Below are 24,233 nucleotides of genomic sequence, written 5' to 3'. Positions count from 1 at the left end.
AAGCGACCACACATTTTTTAATTCTTGTCAACATTTTTATAAAATAAAAAGACCCCATATTATTTCTAATATTGAGGTCTTTATGTTTTTCTACTAACTTAATGACATTGGCTACTTCCTTCTCCGTACTCAGATGTAACACCTATCTCCACACCTATATTCTTAGCTGTAACATCTGCTATTGAAAGCCCTATCCCAGAGCCATCGATATCCTTATTTCTGACATTATCACTTCTAAAGAACCTATCAAAAAGATTTGGTATGTCTTCTTTTGATATTCCTATTCCTGTGTCATTTACAGATACAATTAAATTATCATCATCTTCCTCATCTTCTTTTACAACTATATTGATTGAATCCCCTGCTTTAGTATACTTAAATGCATTGTCGATAAATATTCTTAAAATCTGTTTAAACTTATTCTTATCTGTATATACATCAGTTTTATCGGCGAAAATATCACAAGAGAATTCTTTCTCTTGATACTCAGCTATATCAAAGTAGTCCTCTGTTATCTCATCAATAAGAGATTTCAAATCAAAAACTTCTTTATTAAGTTGCACAATTCCATCCTCTTTTGTAAGAGAAAGTAAATCATTGACCATCTTTTTAAGCCTTCTCGTTTCTTTCATAGCTATTGCAACAGTTTCTGCTTCATCACCAATAGTACTATCTGGCTTTTTAAGAAGTGATTCGAGCTTTGAAGAAACTATTGTTATCGGTGTTCTTAGTTCATGAGATGCATCCTGAATAAACTTCGCCTGATTTTTCCAAGCCGTTTCTATTGGTACTAGAGCCTTTTTTGTAAGATAAAGAGATATCATATATATAAATATCAGAGAAATTATACCTAAAAACAGTATAATAGATATTAATTTAGAAATGGAAAACATCTCTGAGTCTATATTTCTAATAATTTGTATATGGTAATCTCCTATATTTACATTTAATTCCTTAAAATAATGTCCATTTTCTCTATATTTAGTGAATACTTGATTTGTATCACTTTTCTTTTCTGGAAGAATTTTATCAAAGTAATCATTTTCTGTGTAGTATTTTATCCTTCCATTTTCATAAATATAAACCATATCTTTGGGATCAAGCAGTTTTATTGGCTCATATTTGCTATTGTCTAGCTGCGTTATAATATGTTTAAACTCCTGTCCAATTTCTTTATCTATATTTGTATATGTAATGTATCTAAAATAAATCATCGTAAATGCTAATAGCATCCCTAAAAAGCACATAACAACAATCATATTTATTCTTAAAAGCTTATTTTTTGTCTTTGCAAATACGTCCTTATTTATCTTCATCTAATATATAACCCACTTTTCTTTTAGTTTTTATATATTTATCGTATCCAAATTTGCTAAGCTTTTTTCTAAGATTGCTGACATATACTTCAACTATTTCTATTGTAGCATCTGAGTCTATTCCCCATATTCTGTCATAAATCTGCTCTTTAAGTAATATTGCGCCCCTATTCATTACAAAGTACTCTAAAAGATTGTACTGTTTATTCTGTAGAGTTATTTCCTCATCACCTATAAATACTCTCTTTTCAGAAGTATCTATGTACATGTCTTTAAACTGAAGTCCTGTTTTTTCAGTTAATTTTCCATTTGTCCTAAGTATTGCATATACTCTAGCTACAAGCTCCTCCATATAGAAAGGTTTTGTTAGATAGTCATTGGCTCCTGTCTGGAATGCCTCTACCTTGTCATCTAGAGCCTCTTTTGCTGTGAGTATTAGCACTGGTGTGTCTATTCCCTTGTTCCTAGCATTTTTTAGTATTTCCATTCCATTCATACCAGGTAACATAAGATCTAGAACAACTAAATCATATATATCTTGCTCTATCATATATAGAGCTTCTTCTCCATCCTCGCACCCTTCAACATCAAAATGCTTTGATAATTCTTCCACTATGCTATCTAAAAGAGTTTTATTGTCCTCTACTGCAAGAATTTTCATTTTGTACCCTCCTTTAGTTATTTTATATTTATCATCTTTTAATTGACATAATTTTATTATGTTAATCTTTTTATTTTATATTTAGAATAGGTTTCTATGTTCTCTCAAGAAATCTTTTATTATCTGTGTAAGTACTTCATTTTTCTTAAATCCACAGTTGCTACAAAGTACATCAAAATCTTCCCAAGTTTGTCTATCTATGTTTAAATACGCTTTTTTAGTGTCTTTAAGATCTGTTTCTTCAATTACAACATCTTTGTTTTTTGTATCCTCTTCTGTAGCTGCATTGTAGCTTATAGTATCTTTAACACTTAAATACCAGTCATATACCTCACAAAGCTTATCCATATCTTCCTGTGTGATATTTATCTTTCTATCTTTTTTAGGAACAGTCTTTTTCTTTGTAGTTGTAGTTGATTTTTTTCTTGTAGTTTTTTTCTCTTCTTTAGGAGCAGTTTCTTCTATTTCAGCTAAAGATGCAAATGAAACCTGCTGCTCTTTTTCATCTATTTTTTTCTTTCTTGCCATTTTTCTCCCTCTTTCAAATTCTTTTATATTATAATTTCCAATTCTTTATTATAACTTTACTATTTTTATTTTACATCTTTACAGTTTTTCTTTTCATCTCTTTTAAAGTTTCCTTGTCCTCTTTACTAACTCTGAGAGATTCCCTTGTTTTCTGTAAAGCTTTATTATATGTAAAGTCATCTAAATTACAATTATTAAAATACTCCATTGTTTTATCTCTAAATTTTACAAAACACATTGATAACAACCATGCGACCGCCATTTTGTAGTAGTACTCATCGTCCTTTACAGTATCACAAATATTAAAAATTTCGTCTAAATACGCCTCAGATAGATAATAGTCCATAAGCATAACGATAGAGAATCTTTTTCTCCATGGATTTTTAGATTTTAAATTATCTAGTATAAAAGTGTGCATTCTATCCATATTTTTCTTAGTTATTTTAAGAGATGAGCAGAATGTATCATTTACAGACCAAGAATCAATTCTTCCTATAAAATCATCTACATAGTCGATAAGTTCCTCTATATCACAATTTTTTACATTTCCAATCACAAGACCTCTTATAAATTCTTCTTCTATATATCCATTATTATTTTTGTATGATACTTCTAAGAATTTTCGCCAATCTCCTTTTGAAATTTCAGCTGCTTTTTTTCTAAGTTCTGGAATTCTTATTCCAATAATTTTTTCTTTGCCTGGGTTTAGATTTAAAGTAAAATCTCTGTATTTTTCGTCTGCGTTATTTTTCAAATCTGTAATAAGTCCGTTATAAGTTTCTTTATCCCAAATTACTTCTCCCATTATTTTTCTCCTTTGGATATTTGCTATAGTTTAGAGTATTTTATAAAATACCAATATTTTTATTATATAATCATTATAAATTATCTATGTGTATTTACTATGTATTTTAGTATATACATCATTATAACATTCTAAAATTATAGCTACAATGTAATTTGTTAATATTAAAACATAAAAAAATACGTACCCTAAAAAGAATACGCATTTTTTTATCTATTAAATTAATTTATGAGGTAAAAGCTAACTATCTTATACTTAATGCTTCACTCATTACACATCTTCTTATTCTACAGAAAGATTTAGCTGAAGTTATACCTTCTCCTGTTGGTCCAGCTATTGTAAATGTAGTGTGTCCTTCTCCGCCTACACCTATTCCTGCGTATGAAGGTGCATTTTTTACAAATATTGTTGCTTCTAATTTTTTAGCCATTTTTGTAAGTTTATCAACATTTTTAGAATGCATTATAGCAGTGTGTCTGTTTCCTGCTTCTGCTTCGTACGCCCAATCTATTGCTGTGTCTACATCAGGTACACTTACTATTGGAAGTATTGGCATTAACATTTCTTCTGTAACTAGGTGATGGTTTTTATTTGTTCTTGCTATTACAAGTTTTATATCATCATCTACATTTATTCCTACTAATGCAAGTAATTCTTTTGCTGATTTACCTACTAGGCTTGGGTTTGGTTTTCCATTTTCTTTAGATACAGCTTTGTCTAACTGTTCTAAAACTTCTGGAGAAGTTATTTCGTATGCTCCATTTTTCTTCATGTAGTATATTAACTGATCCACTACTGATTCAACTGCGAATACTTCTTTTTCAGCTATACATGGAACATTATTGTCAAAGCTTGCTCCTGATACTATATCTTTTGCTGCTTTTTCTATATCAGCTGTTTCATCTACAACTACTGGTGGGTTTCCTGCCCCTGCTCCTATAGCTTTTTTACCTGCAGAAAGTACCTGTTTTACTATTGCTGGTCCTCCAGTCGCAACTAATAATCTAACTTTTGGGCTTTCCATCATTATTTTACTGTTTTCTATTGATGGTTCTTTTACCATTGTTATTAAATTTCTTGGTGCTCCAGCTTCTTCTAAAGCTTTATTCATCATTTTTACAAGTTTTATAGATACTTTTTTAGCTCTTGGATGAGGACTGAATACTACTGTATTTCCTCCAGCTATCATAGATATTGAGTTGTTTATTAATGTTTCTGTAGGGTTAGTAGTTGGTGTTATAGATCCTATTACTCCAAATGGACAATATTCTTCTATAGTAAGTCCATCTTCTCCTGTTATAGCTCTTGTTTTTAAGTCTTCTGTACCTGGAGTATTTTCAGCAGCTACTCTATTTTTGATTATTTTATCTTCTACTCTACCTATTTTTGTTTCTTCAACAGCATCATAAGATATCATTTCTAAGTTTTCTTTTTTTAGAATTTCAGCTCTTATAGCATCTACAAATTTATCTCTCTGCTGAACAGAGCATTCAAAAAGTTCTTTCTGAGCTTTTTCACTTGCATCTATTGCTTCTACCATGCTATCAAATACACCGTATCCGTATTCTTCCTTAGAAGAAACTTCTACACCTTCTTCTTTTATTTCTTCTAGTACCTGTTTTATCATTTCCTGTATTAAATCTAATTCCATTTTCATTCCTCCATTACTTACAGTTAAGCGCTATCCCATATGGTGTTACTAAAAGTGCTTTTTCTGCTTTGATACATTCTACACCTGTTACTTTATTGAAAGTTTCTTCAAAATCATCAAATAGACTTGCTCCTCCAACTACATAAACAGTATCTGTTGGATAATCTTTTAAAAAGCCTTTTACTATTGTAGACATTTTTTCCACTACTGGCACTACTATTGAATATATATCAGATTGATGAGATCTATCTTTTTTCATTTTTTCAGCCTCTGCTTTATCTACACCATAATAACCTGCAACAGCAAGTGTCATGTGTGTTCCTCCAGTAGGCTCATCTGCAGTAAATATTACCTCACCATTTTCTAATACACTTATACCAGTTGTACCACCACCTATATCAACTACTGCTCCATCTTTTATTCCGATTACTGTGGCTGCTGCTGTAGGTTCGTCAACTATGTTAGTTACCTCGAATCCTGCTCCTTCAACTACACTCACGAAACCTTTAGCATTTTTTACAAGTATTCCTGGTGGTATTGCAGTAGCTGCATTGATAAGCTCAGTACCAAGTCTTTCTTCTAATTCGGCCTTCATTTTCTTTAAGTTCTGTATTGCTCCAACATAGTCAACAACGATTCCGTCTTTTACAACTTTAGATTCATTAACTATCCCAGCTACAGGTTTGCCATCTGCATCTACAACCGCTATAACTATATTTGCAGTCCCTAAATCCACACCACATCTAAGTGGTAATTTATATTCAGCTGTTTTTTCTGATTTTATCAATTCGTCTAATTCATCAAGAATACTGTTTTTATACATAACTACCTCCAGTAACCTACTTTTTAAGTATTGCTATATCATTATTTTTTATGAACGCTGAGTTAGCTTCGTCCATATCTAAGTGCATTTCTAATTTATATTTATCAGAAACTCTAACTAGTACATTAGAAAGAAGTGCCTTTCTAGGTCCCATAAGCTGCACATCTACTAAATCTCCGTCTTTTACATCCATTCTTCTTGCATCTTCTGGAGTCATATGTATATGTCTTAATGCAACTATTGTTCCACATTCTAGTGTTACTGACCCTTCTGGCCCTATTATTTCTATGCCTGGAGTTCCTTCTAATTGTCCAGACTCTTTTATCATAGGTTTTACTCCTAATCTAAATGAATCTGTTACAGATATTTCTACCTGTGATTTATCTCTAAATGGACCCAAAATTCTAACCTTTTTAAATTCTCCTTTTGATCCTTTTATTGTAACTACTTCATTAGCCGCAAATTGTCCTGGCTGTTTAAGATCTACTTTTTTAGTAAGCACAGTATTTTTCCCGAAAAGAATTTCATAGTGCTCTCTTGACAGATGGACATGTCTATTTGAAACACCGATTGGGATCTTATATGCTTCTAAATCATTTAATTTTTCCACTACTCTTTTGCATATTAAGTTTATTAATTCTTCCTGTTTCATGGTATCCCTCGTTTTCATCGTATTTTTTTAACAGTTCTCATACTGTCTTTCATTCAGAATTTTCATTCTATTTATCATTCTAAAAGCGTCTATATTCTAATACAGTATCCCTTTTTATTAGAATATTAGGTTTATAAGCGCTACTGATATCATTATTACTGTAGCAGGTGGGTCTATGTAAGTATCCCCATTTGTGTTTATTATGTTTCCTGCAAAATGCCAAGCAACAGCATTTATAGCACCAACTAGAGCTGCTACAAGTATATTACCTGATAATACATAAGCAAGCGCTGCTGGGAAAGATATGTGATGTGTTATTGGTGTTCCAAATCCAGCCTGTAAGAATATAAGTGATGCTGCACTTATTCCGAAACATACTACTGGATAAGATGCCATTGCTTCAGTTGATATTCCTAAGCTATTCATTACATATCCAACTGCACCTATTACTAAACCAAATGCAGCTCCAAGTATTAAATCAACAAATACTCCTGATTCAGCTTTAGGTATCCAGTCTCTTTTTTCTTTTAATGAACCTATAGGTCCTGTTTTTCCTATTATTAATCTACATAACATTAATGTGCAGAATACTGAAGCTCCTGGGGCGTCAGTTTGAAGGAAAGATAATTTTGTTGTAAATAATGTGTAGAATAAAAATCCTACTACCGCAAAAGCTCCCCCAGATAAAAGTGTTGGTATATCTTTCGTTGAATAAAGTGGTGTTAATACATCACCTGATGATTCAACTTTATGTCTTTTTAATGCTGCTACTGCTGTTGCTGCAGCAGCACCTGTAAATGCTATATGTGGTCCCCAGAATACACCAAATGTTATACTACCTACTGATAACTCTGGAATACCTGCCATTGCTATAAGACCACCTGCTATAGCAAGTATCCCAGTTATTATAAATGCTGGAATTGCTCCAAAAGCTGCTCCAATCACTCCACCACCAAAGGCTGCAATTAATAAATTTAAGTCCATATTGATCTCCTTATTTAGCGACTATGAACCCTACACATTTCTATATTCAGAAATCGTCATACCTTCGTACTTTTTAAAAACTTTGCAGAAATAACTAAATTCATTGTATCCAACTTCAAAAGATATTTCTGCACCACTTTTTTCGGTCATACATAAGTATTCTTTCGCAAGATTTATTTTCTTTAAATGTATATAATTCATTATCGTCATGTTTAATTCTTTTTTGAAAATTCTACTTAAATAACCCTGGCTTATATTACAGTCTCTTACTATATCTTTTAAAGAAATATCTTCTCCGATTTTATTATCGATATATTTAAATACATTCTTTAAAATAGCATATTTAGATGAGCTAATCTCAGCAAAAATGTAGTCCATTATCTTAAATATCCATATTGAAAGCATTCTTTTATCGAGTACAGCCTTGTCAGATATACTAAACTTGTTCTTAATTTCTTCAAAGTTATAATCTCTTTCATGAAAGATTGAAATAAAGACTTTATCAGATATTTCTTTAACAACTGTTCTCAAATCACTATCCTTACTTATTTCATATATCTCATCAACTAGTTCATCTATCATTTCATATCCCTTCATAAAATCTTTTTCACTTATAGTATCAAAAATTCTTTTGGCTATAATATTTTCTTTATTGTCATTATCTTCTCTATGATTATTTAAAATCTCTACTATTATCTCTGGATTAACTGGCTTAACAAAATACCGTTTAATTTTGCTATTAATAGCTGATTTCGCCATTTCAAAACTTTGGTAGCTGCTGACAATGTATATGTTTGCTTTTGGATTTATTGAAAGTATTTCTCTTGTTGCGTCTATACCATTCATTACAGGCATCATTATATCCATAAAAATTATATCAACCTGCTTGTTTTTACAGATTTCAACTGCTTCTCTTCCATTTTTAGCAATATAATCTACTTGAAAACCATCTACTGATGAAATGATTTTCGTCATAGATATTCTCATTAATTCATCATCATCTACTACAAGTATTTTATACATAATCAAAACCTTCATCAAAGTTTATAGGGTATTTAATGTATACCTTTGTTCCCTCTCCTTTGATCCTTTCAGTGTTTATTCTATACTCTGTTCCAAATGTATCAGTCATAAACTTTTGAACGTCTACAATAGATTTTACGATTTCATTTCCTTCATGATTTCCACCGTAAATTTTGTAAACATTTTCTAGTTCTGTTATAGCCTGCCCAGTTCCATTATCTTCTATTAGTATTTCTATATCCTTACCTACTTTTGATATACTTATATTTATCATAAGATCTATATCTTCAGTGTTTAAAGTATAATAGATTCCTGCATATACAAATGGCAGTATCAAAGAATACGGTATATTTATATCCAATACATCTTTTTCAAATTTTATATTATAATCAAGTCTATCTGAATATCTAATCTTATTAAGCTGTATAAATTTTTCGACCTTTCTTATTTCATCTCTAATAGTCTTATTCCCGTCAATATCTAATCCACTCTCTATAAAATCTAAATATCTTAGAACTGCTCCATTAGTTTTTGAAGCATCTTCTATAACTGCAAGATTTGATATCATATTAAAAGTATTTCTCATGAAAAACAGATTGTTATCTCTTTTTAAAGTATCTACCTTTTCTTTTAATGAATTATTTTGATACTCTAGTCTTTTTATCTTATCTTCAAGCTCGCTAATTCTAGTTAAGTTCTTCTTTTGATTATGACCAGAAATAAGTTCTTGTTTTGTTAATTGGTTTATTATAAGCTCTACAAGTTTCGCTATTGAAACGATCTCTTTATATGAATATATTTTTAAATCGCTAATATCGACATCTTTTGTCTTTTCAGCTCTTATTTCTGTATCTGGTATATTTGCACCACCAGGAATCATATTCTTACTAAGTCTCATAACTGAATCTGGAGCATCAAGGCATCTTACCTGCCCACCGATAAATCCACCTAAGTACTTATCATTAATTATTATAGGTATAGCAACTTCTAAAAGACCACATGGACAAAAGTATATGCTAGTCTGTTTTGTTGTAGCTGCTATTATTGAACCAGATGCATCTGATAGCTTGCATAAAGTCCGCTTATTTTTATCTGTTCTCATCTTTCTGCAGAAGTTTGAGAACTTAGTTGGCTCTGATACTGGCTCTCCTCTATAGTCAACAGTTACAAAGGCAAGTCCTGTAACATCAGAAATTATCTTCTGTATTTCGTCTAAGTTCTTTCTTCCAAATATAGATATAATATCAAAATTGTCTTCTTTTCCTTCTAGATATTTTTCATTTATTGAAATATTTACAGATTTACTATTAGTAGTCATAACGGTCTCCTTTTTAGTACCAATGTTGAAAAAGTTTATAAAAATAATAACTATTTACTATTGGTAATATTTATTATCTAATTATAACTTAATAGATTTTCTCTAGTATTTCAAGTATATCTTTATCTTTGATATCTCTTGGATTTCCTGGAAGACATCTGTCTTTCATTGTATTTGCTGTCATTATAAACTTTTCAAGTTTCCATTTGCTTAAATCTACATTTCCACATTGAGAAATATTCTTAGGAAGGTTCATTTCTTCCATGATATTTCTTATAAATAACTTTAGTTTATAGATTGCATCACAGTCACAATCATTTTTTTCTGCAAGTCCAATTTTTCTAGAGTACTCAGCATATTTTTCTTTTGTTTTACTATCTTCCGAGTTAAAATCTATTACCTCACAAAGTAATATGGCATTTGCTAGACCATGAGCTATGTGGTATACACCTCCAAGCTGATGTGCTATTGAATGATTAACACCTAATCCAGCAATATTAAATGCATTTCCAGCTAAATTTGATGCCATATGCATTTTTTCTTTTGCCACTTTATCGTCAGCATTTTTATATGCTGAAAGTAAATATTTAACGACTAATTCTCCTGATTTTTCTGCAAGTGCGTCTGAAAAATCATTAGCTCCTTTTGCAACATATGCTTCTAATGAATGTGTAAGTACATCCATTCCTGTATTTGCAACGATTGCTGGAGGAAGAGATTCTGTAGTCTTTGGATCAAGTATTGCTACAGTTGGAAGAATCTCATCTGATACAAGTGCGTGTTTTACGCTGCTCTGCTCATCTGTTACAACTGCAACATTTGTAACTTCTGATCCTGTTCCACTTGTTGTAGGGATTGCTATAAATTCTAAATCTTTTTTTAGCTTGCCTGCCTGTTTTAAGAAATAAATTGTTCCTTTTGCAGTGTCTATAGCTGATCCTCCACCAAATCCAATTAAATATTCAGCGTCTATCTGTATCATTTTTGCCATAGCTTTTGATACAACACTTAGAGGAGGATCTGGTTTTATATCGTCAAATATTTCTACTGTATTTGTTTTGTCTAGATTATCTAGAACCATATTTATCATTTTATTTTTTACTAAAAATCCATCTGACATAACTAATACCTTTGAATTTTTTATATCTCTCAAAGATTCCATAGCTCCTTCGCCAGAATAAATTTTTGTAGTCTGACTTATTATATTCATAATTATCTTCCTCGATTTACGCTATCTATTTCTATAATATTGTCAAAGTATCAACTGTTACACATCTTCTTTTTCTAGAAAAATCTCTAGCTGTAACAGCTCCTTCTCCTGTTATATTTGCTATAGTGAAGCTTGTTCCACCTACTCCACATATTCCTATTCCATCAAGTGAGCAACCATTTTTTATAAATATACTAGTTTTCATCACTCTTTCTGCAAGTCTTAGTCTATCCATTCTATTTGAATGAATTCCTGATGTATGTCTACATCCCTGCTCGACATCAGATGCTATTTCTAATGCTTCATCAAAATCCTTTGCTCTTACTATACTTACTAATGGCATTAATAATTCTTCAGTTACAAAAGGATGAATTTTAACAGTTTCAACAGCTATTAATTTATAGCTTCTGTCTGTTTTTATTCCCGCATCTTTTAAAATAACATCTGCATCTTTTCCACCATATAACTTGTTAGGTTTCATATCTTCTGTTAGTAAAAGCTTTGAAAGTTTTAACATTGTAGCTATATCTTTTACATAGAATACACCGTTTTTCTTTAATTCTTCTTCTAACTTATGAGCAACTTCATCCACTACTATTATGTTTTTTTCTGTTATACACATTATATTGTTATCAAATGAAGCCCCTCTAGTTATACAGTCAGCAGCTCTTTTTATATCAGCAGTTTCATCTACTATAAATGTAGGATTTGCAGGACCTGCTGCTATAACTTTTTTGCCACAAGATACTGCACTTCTTGCATTATCTGAACCACCAGTAGATACTACTAGGTCTACATCCGGATGATTCATTATTTCTTTTATATATGCAAGTTTACATTCATCTAGCGTAACTACTACATTTTCTATACCTGTAAGATCAGAAATTATAGTGTTTATTATATTTGTTAGGAATTTTGATACATTCATAGCTCTAGGATGAGGGCAGTTTATAACTGTATTTCCTGCTGCTAAAAGAGCTATTGTGTTATTTATCATAGTTTCACATGGGTTTGTACTAGGCTGTATTGCACAAGCTATTCCGTATGGAGTGTATTCAAATAATGTAAACCCTCCATCCCCATGTCTTATTTCACTCATTAGAATTTCTGTACCTGGAGTTTCCTCTATAGCTAATTTTATCTTTAATTTCTTGTCTTCTAAGTTTCCCATGCAAGTTTCTTTTAGTGACATTTCTGCTAATAGATCAATATAATCTACGAGTTTTCTTCTGATTTCTCTTATTACTTCCTCTTTATCTCTTAGACTCAGTTTAGAGTATAATTTAAAGGAGCTCGTTGCAGCATATATCGCATCATTTACATCGGAAAATACGCCTTTTTGACTATTCATAATATCTCCTTTATACGACTACATCATCTATTATTCCTATAATAGCTAAGTCTATAGTCGCTCTTCTTCTTTCTTCTTCTACTCTGACAGAAGATCCTGACCCTACTAATACATACTCTCCTATACCAGCTCCAACAAAATCTGCAGCAACCTCTTCAGGTCCCTCCTTTTTTAGCGCTGAATTTACAGGCTGGACTATCATAAGCTTTGAGCCCATTAGAGTATCATTTTTTTTAGTTGCAACTACATTTCCTACTACCTTTGCTATATACATCAGAAACCTCCTGTTTTATTACTTATTTATTACTATTGTTGTTTTCATTTGTCACTTTGTTTGTTGTTGTTTTTCTTCTTCTACTTGAACTTGATTGAGACTTTGTTTCTTTTATTTCTTCTTTTATTTGTTCATTTTCTACTTTTTTATCTTCTTTAGCTTCAGGTTTAACTTCTTCTTTAGTATCTTTAACCTCTTCTTTTTTTTCTATAGGTTTTTCTGTATTTTCAGAAGTGTTTTCTACTTTTTCTTCAACCTTAGGCTCTTCTTTTACTTCTTCTTTTTTAGGTTCTTCCTTTTTTTCTTTAAAAGAAAGAATTCTTTTTTCTAAATCCATATTAGGTCTAGCTATTACATTAGATGCAACATAAGCACCTGACTGTAATGCTAAGCTTTTTCCTGCTGATATGGCTGCCTTTACTGCTCCAACATCTCCAAATATTTTTACAGTAACAAATCCAAATCCTTTTGTTATTTCAAGATCATTTATTTCTATATTAGCTGTTTTTGCCATAGCATCAGCGACAACAATAGCTGATGATAATCCTACAACTTCAATAGTTCCTAGAGATTTACCCAATTACATCACCGCCCTTATGTCGTCTATCATTTCTATATTAAATTCAAGAATTTCTCTATAATATGCTAGTATTCTCTGTTTATATTTTTCAGGCTCTTTCCCTGTTAACTTTTCTATTCCAAACTTCATAAAATAAATTTTAGCACCTTCTTCAAAACAACGTCTTACAACCTTTGTTGTCGCTGTTTTATCAGTACAAGATGCTATATCTATTATGTCATTTCTAGAAATTACTGGAAATACTACCATTTCATTATCCGACTCTACTTTAAAATCTTTAACTGTTAAAATATCATAGCCTAATTTTAATTCTTGAGCTTTCGTTCTAAATTCATCAACTTTATCTCCAAGGATAAGTATTTTCACATTTTTATTAAGTTTTTTTAATTCTTCAAAAAAAAGATAATATCTATTATCCCATTCTTCATTTACTGCTATGTAAACTTTTTTCTCTTCTTTTAGTGATAAAAGCTGTTGTTCTGAAGATATCTTTTCCTGTTCGATAAGTACTTGTCTGATTATCTTTCTTAATATCGCATTAAAATCTTTTTCACTCACTGACATTTTATCCTCCAATTATAAGAAAATCCATCTCCGCAAAAGGCGGAGATGTTCTTCTTACTTTTAGATTATTTCTTTTTCTTCAAATTTTTTATTATTCGAAGTGTGGTATTATTCTTTCTGTATCAGTGTGAGGTCTTGGTATTACGTGAGTAGATACTACTTCACCTATAGCTCTTGCAGAAGCTGCTCCAGCGTCTACTGCTGCTTTAACTGCTCCAACATCTCCTCTTACCATTACTGTTACTAATCCTGATCCTATTTTTTCGTATCCTACTAGGTTAACGTTAGCAGCTTTTACCATAGCATCTGCTGCTTCTATTGCTCCTACTAGTCCTTTAGTTTCAACCATTCCTAATGCATCTGAGTTCATAATTTACCTCCATAAATTTATCTTTTTTTATATTTAAATCTTATTCTCTTTTCTCTTGATTCTTATATGTATGGTACTGTGCTTGATTCAGGATGTGCTCCTAACGCACCTAATAATTTTATACCAACTTCTCTTGCAGCCTGAACTGCCTGTCTAACTGCTCCAGAATCTCCTGTGAATGTTAATATAACTTCGTTTGAGAAGCTTGTTCCTTTTGCTGGAGAGCTATATGCAACAACATCTACGTTAGCTGCTTTAACTGCTGTATCTGCAAGTACTGTTCCTATAGCTGCGGGTCCTGCACAAACCATACCGAATGATTTTCCAAGAGGAGTTCCAAAAGCTTTTTCTAAACAGTAGCTTGCTCTTGCTGTATACTGGAATTCTAGGTGTCCAGCTTCATTTCCGTAAACATCTCCAAAGTATTTTGGAAGAGATTCTAAAGCTATTTCTACTGCTCTTCTAGCATCAGAAACATCTTCAGCTCCTATGTATATAAGTGAACCATGTCCTGCTCCACCTTTTGTATCTCTAGGTAATTCAACAGATATTACTTCAGTATTTGTTGCCTTAACAGCATCATCAACTGCCATTATCTGTGGTCCAGCGCCAGTTCTTCCGCCTATTATACCTATTGATCTAAATTTTCCAAGTCCCATAGCTTCTGTAAGAAGTGGGTCAACACTTGCTATAACAAGACCTATTGTATCTCCTTCAGATACTCCTACGAATTCAGTAACGCTTTCTGCGCAACAATGTTTTTTAGGTTCACATTTTTCTTCGCAAGCATTAGCGTTTAATCCTAATTCTTCAGAAACTTGGCCCATTACTTTTTCTAATAATTCTTTATCCATGTTTGCCTCCCGTTATCCACCGATTTTACATTCTAAACCGTAGCTTTCTACAATTTTTTTATATTTTTCAAGTTCTTCGTCTTTTAATTTTGGAACACCTTTAAGTTCGTATTCTCTTCCCAATAATTCGTACTTACCTTCTCCATAGTTATGATATCCTAGAAGATGCAACTCTCTTACATTTGGAAGTGATTCTGCAAATTGGGCAATCTTTGTGATTTCTTCCTCATTTGCATTGAACCCAGGTATAACTGGTACTCTTATAATCGTATGGGTAATTTCCTGTATAAGCTTAGCTGCTTTCATAATTCTTTCGTTGTCTACACCAGTAAACTTTTTATGAGGCTCTGAGCTTATACTTTTTATATCAAGTAGAACTAAGTCTATATATGGAACCACATCTCTTATCACATCCTCATTTACAAATCCTTCCGTTTCTATGGCTGTATGCCATCCTTTTGCTTTACAAGCTTTGAAGATTTCTTTTGCAAATGCAGGTTGAGTAAGTGCTTCACCACCTGATAATGTAACACCTCCATTAGATCTGTAGTATTGGATGTCATCTTTTTTAACTTCTTTAATTACTTCCTCTACTGTCATCTCTTTGCCCTTCATAGATAATGCTCCAGAAGGACAAACAAGAGCACATTCACCACATAGTGTACATTTTGTTCTATCTACCCAATATTTATTTTTAGGATCTATAGCCTTTGCCTTGCATGTTGATATACACCGTCCACATTCAATACAAAGACCATTTCTATATAATAGATCCGGTTTGTACGACTGAGATTCAGGGTTTGAGCACCACTTGCATCTCAGCGGACAACCTTTTAGGAAGACGATTGTTCTGATACCAGGTCCATCGTGAATTGAGTATCTCTGTATATCGAATACCACACCTTTGGCACTGTAATTAACAGATTCCATATAATCTAACTCCCTTTACTTATTTTCAATTTATATTTTCTAAAATATATTTCTATCTAATAAACTTTTATTACATATTATGTTCTGTTCTGTTTATTATATCGTCCTGAACTTCTTTAGCTAGAGTAACGAAATGAGCACTATATCCTGCAACCCTAACTATTAAGTCCTGATGTTCTTCAGGATGTTCCTGAGCTTCTATTAATGTTTCTTTATCTACAACGTTAAACTGAACATGACTTCCTTTATGGTCAAAGAAACTCTTAACTATTGATACGAAGTTTTTAAGTCCCTGTTCACCTGCAACAGCTGCTGGAGTGAATTTCTGGTTGTAAAGTGTACCATTTGATGCCTGAGCATGGTCAAGTTTAGCAACTGAGTTTGAAGCAGCAGTTGGTCCATGAGTATCAACACCCTGTCTTGGAGAAACGCCATCTGCTAGAGGTTCATGAGCTAATCTACCATCTGGTAACGCAAGAACATCTTTACCAAATAATACGTTTGCTGAAACTGGGTATATACCAGCCTGGAACTGTCCACCTCTTGGGTTAGTGTATTTATCTACTTCGTTGCAGTAGATTTTTCCACATCTTCTTGCAAATTCATCAACTTCTTCTATATCGTTACCGAAGCTGTCTGTATTCTGAAGTATTTTTCTTATTGTAGTGAATTTTCCTGTTGATTCTCCACAGCAAGTTCCAGTTTTGCAAGCTGAAGTAGATATTTTTTCAGTTAATTTATTTTCTAAAGTAGCCATATCTATTGAACCTGTGCTAGATAATATTTTCTTAACTGCTTCGTATATTTCAGCTTCTGATAAACTAGCGCCTTCTATTGAAGGTTCTTTGCATCCTGGAGTTACACAATCAGATGCACCGAAGTTAGCTTCTAAAGCTTCTTTTAATTCTTTTAATGTTATTTTCTTATCTTCAAATACATGTTTCTGTATAGCGTATAAAGAGTCACCTGAGTCAGCTACACCGAATGCCTGAGGTCCTGTGAAGTTGTATATAGCTCCACCTTCCTGAGCAGTTTTACCAACTTTTATACAATCATCAACCATTGCTGACATGAATGGTAGTGGTGCTCTTTCCATATGAGCATAGTCAACAGCATTGTCTGCTTCAGCTAGACGTCTTACAAAGTATTCCATCTGTTTCTGATATGCAGCGAATATTTTTTCTATACTATCTAATTCTTCTAACTCACCAGTTACTGGTCCAAGCTGTTTTCCATTGCATCTACCATTATTTAAAGTTATTTCAAGAACTTTTGCTATGTTGAAGAATGCAGCATCATGCCATCCTTCTGTTCTATGTCCAGCCTGTGGTTCAACACAACCTATTATGCAGTAATCTCTAGCATCTTTTAAAGCTACTCCTCTAGCAACTAATGCAAGTATTATAACTTCATCGTTGTAGAATGCTGGAACACCATATCCTAATCTTGAAACTTCACAAGCTCTGTATAAGAATTCTAGTGGAGAGTTCTGATGTACACGAACTGAGAATGAAGGAGCTGGCAATTTAACATGTGCAACTGCTTCCATACACATATAAGAAACTTCATTTGTTGCATCTTTTCCTTCTTCGTCCTGTCCACCAACACAAAGGTTCTGGAATACTGCGTATCCTGCAAACGCCTGTGCTGAAACTTCATCTCTAGTTTTGTTTACGTCATTTAATTTAACCCATATACAGTCTATTAATTCCTGAGCGAATTCTCTGCTTATGTTGTCATTTTTTAAGTATGGGTACATATACTGGTCAAATCTACCTGGAGATATTGAGTGACCATTTGATTCTATCTGTACCATTATCTGTATGAACCAGAATGACTGACAAGCTTCATAGAAGTTTCTTGCACCGTATTCTGGAACTCTATCACAGTTTGCAGCTATCTGAACTAATTCAGCTTTTCTAACTGGGTTAGATTCTACTGCTGCTAATTCTCTTGCTTTATCAGCATATCTATGAGCAAATTTTATTGCTGCATTGTAAGATATTATAACTGCATTGTAGAACTGACGTTTTTTGATTGTTTCTGGATCGTCTGGATCTAACTGGTTCATAGCAGCTATAGTTTCTTCTAATACTCCTCTGAATCCTTTTTTAAGTATTTTACCGTAGTCAACATTAACGTGACCAACACCACCGTAGAAGTAGTTTCCTACTGTGAATACTCCATTTGCTATACAATCTTTTGTTTCAGGAGACATGTAAGAATCTGCTAATGAACTAGTAGTTTTTCCATCCCAATATTTGAATGCTTCGTGTAATTCACCCTGAACTTTTTCAGATATTTCAAATGGATCAGCCATTCTGCTGTGCATTGTTTTGAATTCTTTTTCAACCCAGTCATAAGAGAATTCTGGACATATTTCAGTAGATCTTGGGTTTATTGTTATTGACCCAACTATTAATTCGTTATCTCTTATTGTTACTGGTAATTCGTTGAATATTTTTTCAACTGCTTTTGCTCTTCTTATAACTGTTGGAAGACCTTCAGTTTCTTTGTAAGATTCTGTTACTAAACAAGCTCTTTCTGATTCAACCTGAGGAACCGCATCAATTATAACCTGTCTTAATTTTTCAATTCTCTCAGTTGGTTTGCTAAAACCTTTTTCTAACATAAGTGAACCTCCTAAAAATTAAATAAATTTATTAAAGAATAATTTATATTAACAGACAAATATAAAAAGGATTCTTAATTTGTCGTTATTTCTAAACATATCTTTCAACATATACTTTATCAATTTTTGGGCAGGTTTAGTTAATACAATACAATCTCCGTTATTGTAATATTAAAATCAAAACAAATTTTTAACATATAGATAATCGTTTTCCTAATTAAATGATGTATATTTTAAATTTATATATAAGTTTTGTTTATTATTTATATTTTTTATCCTTATATTCTTTCTTTTTTTAATATTTTTTCTTTTTTGTTTTATAGGTTTGAATTTTTCAATTTTACCAATTTGTAAAATTTTACCCTATTATATGTAATAGTCAAACTTTATCCACCTTTTAATTGATTTGAATTTTACATTTAAAATATAATTATCTTGTATATTTATACTTACTTAAAAGGAGGGATTTTTAGTGGATTTTTCTGTAGGAATACTAGAGTTCCCACACATAGCTGAAGGATATAAAAATATAGACTATATAATGAAGCATTTTTCTATATCAACCCTAAAGCTTCAGAGAATTTGTCCCGGAAGATTACTTTTTATTTTTTCAGCAGATACATCGGATGTAGTAAATATAATGAAAGAATATAAAGATAATAAAAGAAAAATTCTATATAGCTCGGTAACAGGAATTAGCGAAAAATGTATAGAAGCTCTATCTTCAAGAAATAAGGTGGATAATTTTTCTGATTTGGGAATTGTAGAGGTAAAAAACTGTGTAAATACAATAAAAGTAGCGGATGTGATTTTAAAGACCTCATCTTCAGAGATATTAAAAATAGACATGGGACTTGGATTATTTGGAAAAGGGCTTGTATTCTTCGTAGGCTCTATATCAAATATAAGAGTAGCTATAGATACTATTAATGATAATTTTTCAAAAGAAGAAATAGTTTCTACTGAAATAATCTCAAATCCAGTAGATGATTTTAAGAAATTATTTTGCTACTAATATATAGAAAGGAGATTCCATGAAAACTATTGATGAAATAATGAAAGAAGTTCACTCTCTTTGGAGACAGGGACGAGAAAAAGAAATGGCTCCTCTATTAGAAGAAGCTATAAATCTTTGCAAGCTTCAAAACAATAATCTTAAACTAATTGAGTTACTAAACGAATACGGTGGTTGTTTGAGAAATCTTGGAGAATTTGATAAAGCTATATCGGCTATAAAAGAATCTATAGATGTATATGAAAAATCAAATCTTTCCAATGAAATAGCCTATGCTACTTCTATTATGAATCTAGCCAATATATATAGAGAGAAAAAAGATTACTTTAACGCTGAAAAATATTTCAATATTTCAAAAGCTATATTTGATAAATTGGGAGATAAATCTTATTCGTATGTCGGACTTTTAAATAATTTTTCTCTTCTTTATAAAGAGATTGGAAATTACTCTGCTGCAGAAAAAATGCAACTTGAGTCGATAAGAATTTTGGAAAAGGATTCAAAAATGAATGTTCCTCTTGCTATAAGCTACAATAATCTTTACGAAATTCAAAAATTAGCAAAATCTAATAGCTCTAGCATAGAAAACTTGAGAAAATCGGAACAGATTTTACTTAAGGAAACTGGTACAAATCATCCTCTTTACGCATCTGTGCTAAACAATATGGCTGATTATGAATTTTCTAATAAAAATTATAATGAAGCTCTTTCACTTTATAAAAAGGCTCTTGAGATTGTTAGAACTTGTTACGGTGAAAAAAGTGAGGCTTTCTTATCCGTATCTAAAAATATAGAATTTGTAGAAGACTTTATAAAAACACTATCTATAAAAGAATCTAGCAGTTCTGATTTTAAGAATAACCTCAAAATAAATGAAATTAATTGTACAAATTCTAACTCTAAAAGATTGACTGGACTTGAAAGAGCTGAAACAGTTGCAAAATATACATCTGAATTTATAAAAGACAAATATCCAGACTTATACTCTAGAATATGCCTTGCATTGGTTGGGGTAGGTTCTGAATGTTTAGGATTTGACGATGAAATATCAGAAGATCACGACTTTTCATCTCGATGTCAGCTATTTTTAGATGACCCTGATTACAAAACTTATAAATCAGACCTTGAATCATCATTAAAAATATTCTGCAAAGATTTAGAATCTATAGTATCTAATTTAAAAGATATAAACGTTGAAATAATGCCAATATCTAACTTCTATAAATACTATACTCTTTTTGAAAACGGACCTAAAACAGAATCCGAATACAGAAAAGTTCCTATGGATTTACTTTGTGTAGCTACAAATGGAAAAGTATTTTTAGATAATTTAGGGAAATTTTCTGAGATAAGAAATAGATTATTAAACTTCTATCCAGAAGATATTAGACTAAAGAAAATAGCATTTCAGTTGAATAAAATGGCTCAATCAGGGCAATACAACTACAGCCGAATGATTAAAAGAGGAGATACTGTAGCCGCTAATATTGCTCAAGGTGAGTTTGTTAAACACTATTTAGAGTTTGTTCATTTATTAAATAAAAAATATATGTCATTTTATAAGTGGTCTTATAGAAGCGCTTGTTCTCTTGAAATTTTAGGAAACTTTACTAAGGAGAACTTAAAAAAACTTTCTGAGGCATCTATATACGAAAAAGAGTCTATAATAGAAGAAATTTGCTCAACTGTTGTAAATACTCTTAACGAATTAGGTCTTAGCCATTCAACGATAGACTTTTTAACATACCAAGCTGAGGAAGTAAGAAAGAATATTTTAAATCCATCACTTCGAAATGAAGATAGTTGGATTGAATAAATATATTTTATAAAGAAAGACCAGCTATTAAAAGTCAATAGCTGTAATAAAAAAATAATAATATTTTAAATTAAAAATAAAAATTTGCATCACAAAAAAGCCTAACGGCTAGTTAAAATTTAAAACTAAATATTAGGAATATAAGGTTTATTATCTCTTAAAACAGCAAATATTATATTGGTTAATTTACGAGCGACAGCTCTCATTGCAGTACCATGAGCTTTCCCTCGATTACGAAGATTTGTATAATATACAGATAAAGCAGGGTCTTTAAATGCAGCAACAGTTGAAGCTAACCAAATTGCTCGTCTTAAATAAGGAGAACCTCTCTTGGACAATTTAGCAGAATTGATTGCATTAAATTCTCCAGATTGTTTAACTGAAACATCAAGACCTGCGTAAGCAACTAATTGACTAGCTTTTTCAAATCGAGAAATATCTCCTATTTCAGCAATAATAGAAGCACCTAAAACAGAACCAATACCTGTAATAGTTGTAATAATAGGGTTTATATCATTAAGAAGATATTTTATTTCTTTTTCAAGAAACTTTAATTGTTCTTCTAAAAATGAAATTTGATCTATTATTTGCTTTATTTGGAATGAAAATGAGCGTTTGGCAAATTTAACACCAAATGTATTTAGTGCTAAATTTTGAATTTCTTCAGCTTTGGCGAAGCCAAATCTACCATTGCTACATTTAGCTAATAACTCTGCTAGTGTTTCTGTACTTATACTTAATATATCTTCAGGAAGTGGATATTTTGATAATAAATTTTTAGATGTTACACCAAAAATATCAGAAAAAAGTTTATCATATTCTGGGAATACTTGGTCAAGAAGAGTTATTAGCTTTCTTTTCCAATCAGAGCTTTCATCAACAAGACTAAATCTATATCTAGTAAGATTTTTAAGTTCAAACATTCTTTCGTCTAAAAGTGGAGATGATGAAAACTCTCCAAATCTCATAACCTGAGCTATTACGAATGAATCTTTTGAATCAGTTTTAGTTTTTCTTATATACATTTTTCTAAAAGCTTCTGATTGTATAGGGTTTATAACAAAAGTATTAAACTCATACTCTACGAGATATGAGTAAATAGAAAGCCAATAGTGACCAGTAGCTTCCATACCAACTATACAGTTGTATGAATAAACATTATAAGAAGAGAGATATTTTATAAGTTTTTCAAAACCTTTGATAGTATTTGAGAAAGAAATACTTTCACTTAATAATTTTCCAGAAGAATCAATTATAGACACTTCGTGTTTATTTTTAGCAATATCAATACCAATATAATACATAATAACACCTACTTTCCTAATAGTTTAAAGATAGAGAAAAGAACCTCTTTAACTTTATGCCGATATAACCTCGTTAGATATACAGCAATTATGTATGCTATCCAGCTCATACATATAAAGACATAAAGTAGAGGCGTAAGCCTTTTTGACGAAAACATTGTTTCAAGGAGTTGATCTGCGACCTCTATCTTTAGAAATATTATCTCATATAGAAAATGAGATAGAAATGAAAATTAATAGAATTAATTTAAATACATTATACGAGGAGTTGATAATTTTGGATAAAGAAATATTAATAACCAATGTTGTATCAAATGAATGGGAGATGTTTACAAATACAAATAATATTGGACGGAGATCTAGTTGCCAAGACCAAAAAGGAAACTTCATCGCCTCTAGAGCTGCATATTGGAATATGTTTGATGAACAAGTTCTTTCATCTTATTTAAATGATTTATCAAATGCTAAATCCAATAAAATAAATCTAGCTGCTCAAAAATACGGCTACATGATGGAAAGTACTGATACAGATTATTTTAAAACTATAAAACACCTACTTGTTCCAGTTAATGATAAAAAACTTAAACTTGTGGATTCTATAATGCTTATATATATGAAATGGGAAGAATCTTTAATTTCTAGCTCTTTAGATAACAAAAATAGAGTCCTTTATAAACAGTACGATTCAAAATACAACACATCAGTAGAAACATATATGAGAGGTGAACTTACTTCATATTCTGAGGAAACACTTTCTCTTATATTGGCTCAGTTCTTAAAAAATGTTTCTAATGGAGAAAATCCTGTTAAAAATTATCTTCTTACATTAAAAGATTATGAGGAAGGTAACAAAGGTGAAAGTTGTAGTAAAAATTCTCCTTGCACCGTAGAAAGCTCAAATTCTCCTGATAAATCATACAATGATACTTGTAAAAATACAAGCAATGGATTTAATTCTAATCTAGCAGCGCATTACTCTGCTGGAGATTGTAATCGTAAAAATACTTCTACTTGCAATGTTGAATCTTCAAAATCTGTTTCTTTAAAGAGAATTTTCTCTTTAAACTTAAATTTAGCTGAAAGATTAGCTGATATTGCCGTCGGAGTTGCTAAGAGTATTGACTTAGATGTTGTAATTACAGTTGTCGATGCATCTTCAAACCCTATACTTTTTAAAAGAATGGATAATTCTCTTCTTTGCAGTATAGAGATTTCTCGGGCTAAGGCAAAAACTGCTGTTGAGTTTAAGGCAGATACGTTGTATTTATCTAACAACGAATCTCTTAAGACACTTAATAACTTCTCAAATGGTTCTACAAATTACTGCTTTTTAGGTGGTGGTGTTCCTGTAAAATCATTATGCGGAAAAATTATAGGTGGCTTAGGAATAAGCGGTGGCTCTGTTGAACAGGACTGTCTTGTAGCTGAAAAAACATTAAAAATATTTGAAAATAGCTTAAAATAAAATTAAGTAGGGGCTAACTTGTAGCCCCTCTCACACCACGGAGCGTGCCGTTCGGCACTCCGCGGTTCAATTTCATATAATAATCTAAGCAACTTATTAATCCTCTT

General features: G+C 31.5%; 23 protein-coding genes. 3 read left to right on the top strand and 20 right to left on the bottom strand.

The annotated features are described in order from the left end of the window. Positions 1–98: 98 nt before the first annotated feature. The 19 genes from ACK2WN_RS09900 to ACK2WN_RS09810 all read right to left on the bottom strand — a co-directional run bounded on the left by ACK2WN_RS09900 (position 99) and on the right by ACK2WN_RS09810 (position 18,526). Positions 99–1,316 (bottom strand): sensor histidine kinase, encoded by a 1,218-nt coding sequence (locus ACK2WN_RS09900; RefSeq protein WP_416155467.1) that lies wholly within the window; start codon positions 1,314–1,316, stop codon positions 99–101. After that, positions 1,303–1,977, bottom strand: a complete 675-nt coding sequence (locus ACK2WN_RS09895) for a response regulator transcription factor (protein WP_300528327.1) — start codon at positions 1,975–1,977, stop codon at positions 1,303–1,305. Before ACK2WN_RS09895 ends, ACK2WN_RS09900 begins: the two co-directional genes overlap by 14 nt. 81 nt (positions 1,978–2,058) lie before the next feature. After that, entirely contained in the window at positions 2,059–2,505 is a 447-nt protein-coding gene (locus tag ACK2WN_RS09890) for a DNA-binding protein (protein WP_300528330.1), read from the bottom strand. Positions 2,506–2,575: 70 nt separating this feature from the next. After that, positions 2,576–3,310 (bottom strand): DNA alkylation repair protein, encoded by a 735-nt coding sequence (locus ACK2WN_RS09885; RefSeq protein WP_300528332.1) that lies wholly within the window; start codon positions 3,308–3,310, stop codon positions 2,576–2,578. Positions 3,311–3,554: 244 nt separating this feature from the next. After that, positions 3,555–4,967, bottom strand: a complete 1,413-nt coding sequence (locus tag ACK2WN_RS09880) for an aldehyde dehydrogenase family protein (RefSeq protein ID WP_300528335.1) — start codon at positions 4,965–4,967, stop codon at positions 3,555–3,557. A gap of 7 nt (positions 4,968–4,974) precedes the next feature. Further along, complete coding sequence (gene eutJ, locus ACK2WN_RS09875; protein ID WP_416155466.1) at positions 4,975–5,784, bottom strand: ethanolamine utilization protein EutJ; 810 nt, start codon at positions 5,782–5,784, stop codon at positions 4,975–4,977. A 16-nt stretch (positions 5,785–5,800) separates the two neighbouring features. Further along, a complete protein-coding gene (locus ACK2WN_RS09870) occupies positions 5,801–6,436 on the bottom strand; it encodes a phosphate propanoyltransferase (protein ID WP_300528340.1) in 636 nt (211 codons plus the stop codon). A 117-nt stretch (positions 6,437–6,553) separates the two neighbouring features. Beyond that, positions 6,554–7,420 carry a hypothetical protein gene (locus ACK2WN_RS09865; protein ID WP_416155465.1) on the bottom strand — a complete coding sequence of 289 codons (867 nt, stop codon included), beginning with the start codon at positions 7,418–7,420 and terminating at the stop codon, positions 6,554–6,556. Between the two features lie 30 nt (positions 7,421–7,450). Then, positions 7,451–8,443: a response regulator gene (locus ACK2WN_RS09860; RefSeq protein ID WP_416155464.1), complete on the bottom strand. Its 993-nt coding sequence runs from the start codon at positions 8,441–8,443 to the stop codon at positions 7,451–7,453. Beyond that, positions 8,436–9,761 (bottom strand): PocR ligand-binding domain-containing protein, encoded by a 1,326-nt coding sequence (locus ACK2WN_RS09855; protein WP_416155463.1) that lies wholly within the window; start codon positions 9,759–9,761, stop codon positions 8,436–8,438. The genes ACK2WN_RS09860 and ACK2WN_RS09855 overlap by 8 nt, the downstream gene beginning before the upstream one ends. A gap of 88 nt (positions 9,762–9,849) precedes the next feature. Further along, entirely contained in the window at positions 9,850–10,971 is a 1,122-nt protein-coding gene (locus ACK2WN_RS09850) for a 1-propanol dehydrogenase PduQ (RefSeq protein WP_006439330.1), read from the bottom strand. Positions 10,972–11,002: 31 nt separating this feature from the next. After that, entirely contained in the window at positions 11,003–12,322 is a 1,320-nt protein-coding gene (locus ACK2WN_RS09845) for an aldehyde dehydrogenase (protein WP_300528354.1), read from the bottom strand. A 10-nt stretch (positions 12,323–12,332) separates the two neighbouring features. Next, the gene (locus tag ACK2WN_RS09840) at positions 12,333–12,596 is read right to left on the bottom strand and encodes a EutN/CcmL family microcompartment protein (protein ID WP_006439328.1); all 264 of its coding nucleotides are present in this window, start codon (positions 12,594–12,596) and stop codon (positions 12,333–12,335) included. 22 nt (positions 12,597–12,618) lie between these two features. Then, positions 12,619–13,176, bottom strand: coding sequence for a BMC domain-containing protein (locus ACK2WN_RS09835; protein WP_329999557.1), 558 nt, complete (start codon positions 13,174–13,176; stop codon positions 12,619–12,621). Beyond that, positions 13,177–13,740, bottom strand: coding sequence for a hypothetical protein (locus ACK2WN_RS09830; RefSeq protein ID WP_300528360.1), 564 nt, complete (start codon positions 13,738–13,740; stop codon positions 13,177–13,179). A 91-nt stretch (positions 13,741–13,831) separates the two neighbouring features. Next, positions 13,832–14,110: a BMC domain-containing protein gene (locus ACK2WN_RS09825; RefSeq protein WP_006439325.1), complete on the bottom strand. Its 279-nt coding sequence runs from the start codon at positions 14,108–14,110 to the stop codon at positions 13,832–13,834. Positions 14,111–14,172: 62 nt separating this feature from the next. After that, on the bottom strand, positions 14,173–14,964 hold the full coding sequence (pduB, locus tag ACK2WN_RS09820; protein ID WP_300528363.1) for a propanediol utilization microcompartment protein PduB: 792 nt from the start codon (positions 14,962–14,964) through the stop codon (positions 14,173–14,175). Positions 14,965–14,976: 12 nt separating this feature from the next. Continuing rightward, positions 14,977–15,894, bottom strand: coding sequence for a glycyl-radical enzyme activating protein (locus tag ACK2WN_RS09815; RefSeq protein WP_300528365.1), 918 nt, complete (start codon positions 15,892–15,894; stop codon positions 14,977–14,979). 70 nt (positions 15,895–15,964) lie between these two features. Beyond that, positions 15,965–18,526: a glycyl radical protein gene (locus tag ACK2WN_RS09810; RefSeq protein ID WP_300528368.1), complete on the bottom strand. Its 2,562-nt coding sequence runs from the start codon at positions 18,524–18,526 to the stop codon at positions 15,965–15,967. A 472-nt stretch (positions 18,527–18,998) separates the two neighbouring features. Here ACK2WN_RS09810 and ACK2WN_RS09805 point away from each other — a divergent pair, with 472 nt between their 5' ends. Further along, on the top strand, positions 18,999–19,541 hold the full coding sequence (locus ACK2WN_RS09805; protein ID WP_329999559.1) for a BMC domain-containing protein: 543 nt from the start codon (positions 18,999–19,001) through the stop codon (positions 19,539–19,541). A 19-nt stretch (positions 19,542–19,560) separates the two neighbouring features. Next, positions 19,561–21,357, top strand: coding sequence for a DUF4037 domain-containing protein (locus ACK2WN_RS09800; protein WP_416155462.1), 1,797 nt, complete (start codon positions 19,561–19,563; stop codon positions 21,355–21,357). Positions 21,358–21,482: 125 nt separating this feature from the next. Here the strand turns inward: ACK2WN_RS09800 and ACK2WN_RS09795 are convergent, their stop codons facing one another. After that, positions 21,483–22,661 (bottom strand): IS110 family transposase, encoded by a 1,179-nt coding sequence (locus tag ACK2WN_RS09795; RefSeq protein ID WP_416155461.1) that lies wholly within the window; start codon positions 22,659–22,661, stop codon positions 21,483–21,485. Positions 22,662–22,938: 277 nt separating this feature from the next. On the opposite strand from ACK2WN_RS09795, the gene ACK2WN_RS09790 reads away from it, so the two are divergent. Further along, positions 22,939–24,126: a DUF4125 family protein gene (locus ACK2WN_RS09790; protein WP_329998913.1), complete on the top strand. Its 1,188-nt coding sequence runs from the start codon at positions 22,939–22,941 to the stop codon at positions 24,124–24,126. The last annotated feature ends 107 nt before the right edge of the window (positions 24,127–24,233 follow it).

Source organism: Peptacetobacter sp. AB800 (genome assembly GCF_047807365.1).
GTDB lineage: Bacteria > Bacillota > Clostridia > Peptostreptococcales > Peptostreptococcaceae > Peptacetobacter.
Note: the sequence above shows the minus strand (reverse complement) of the source record. Positions and strands in the feature narration are given on the sequence as shown.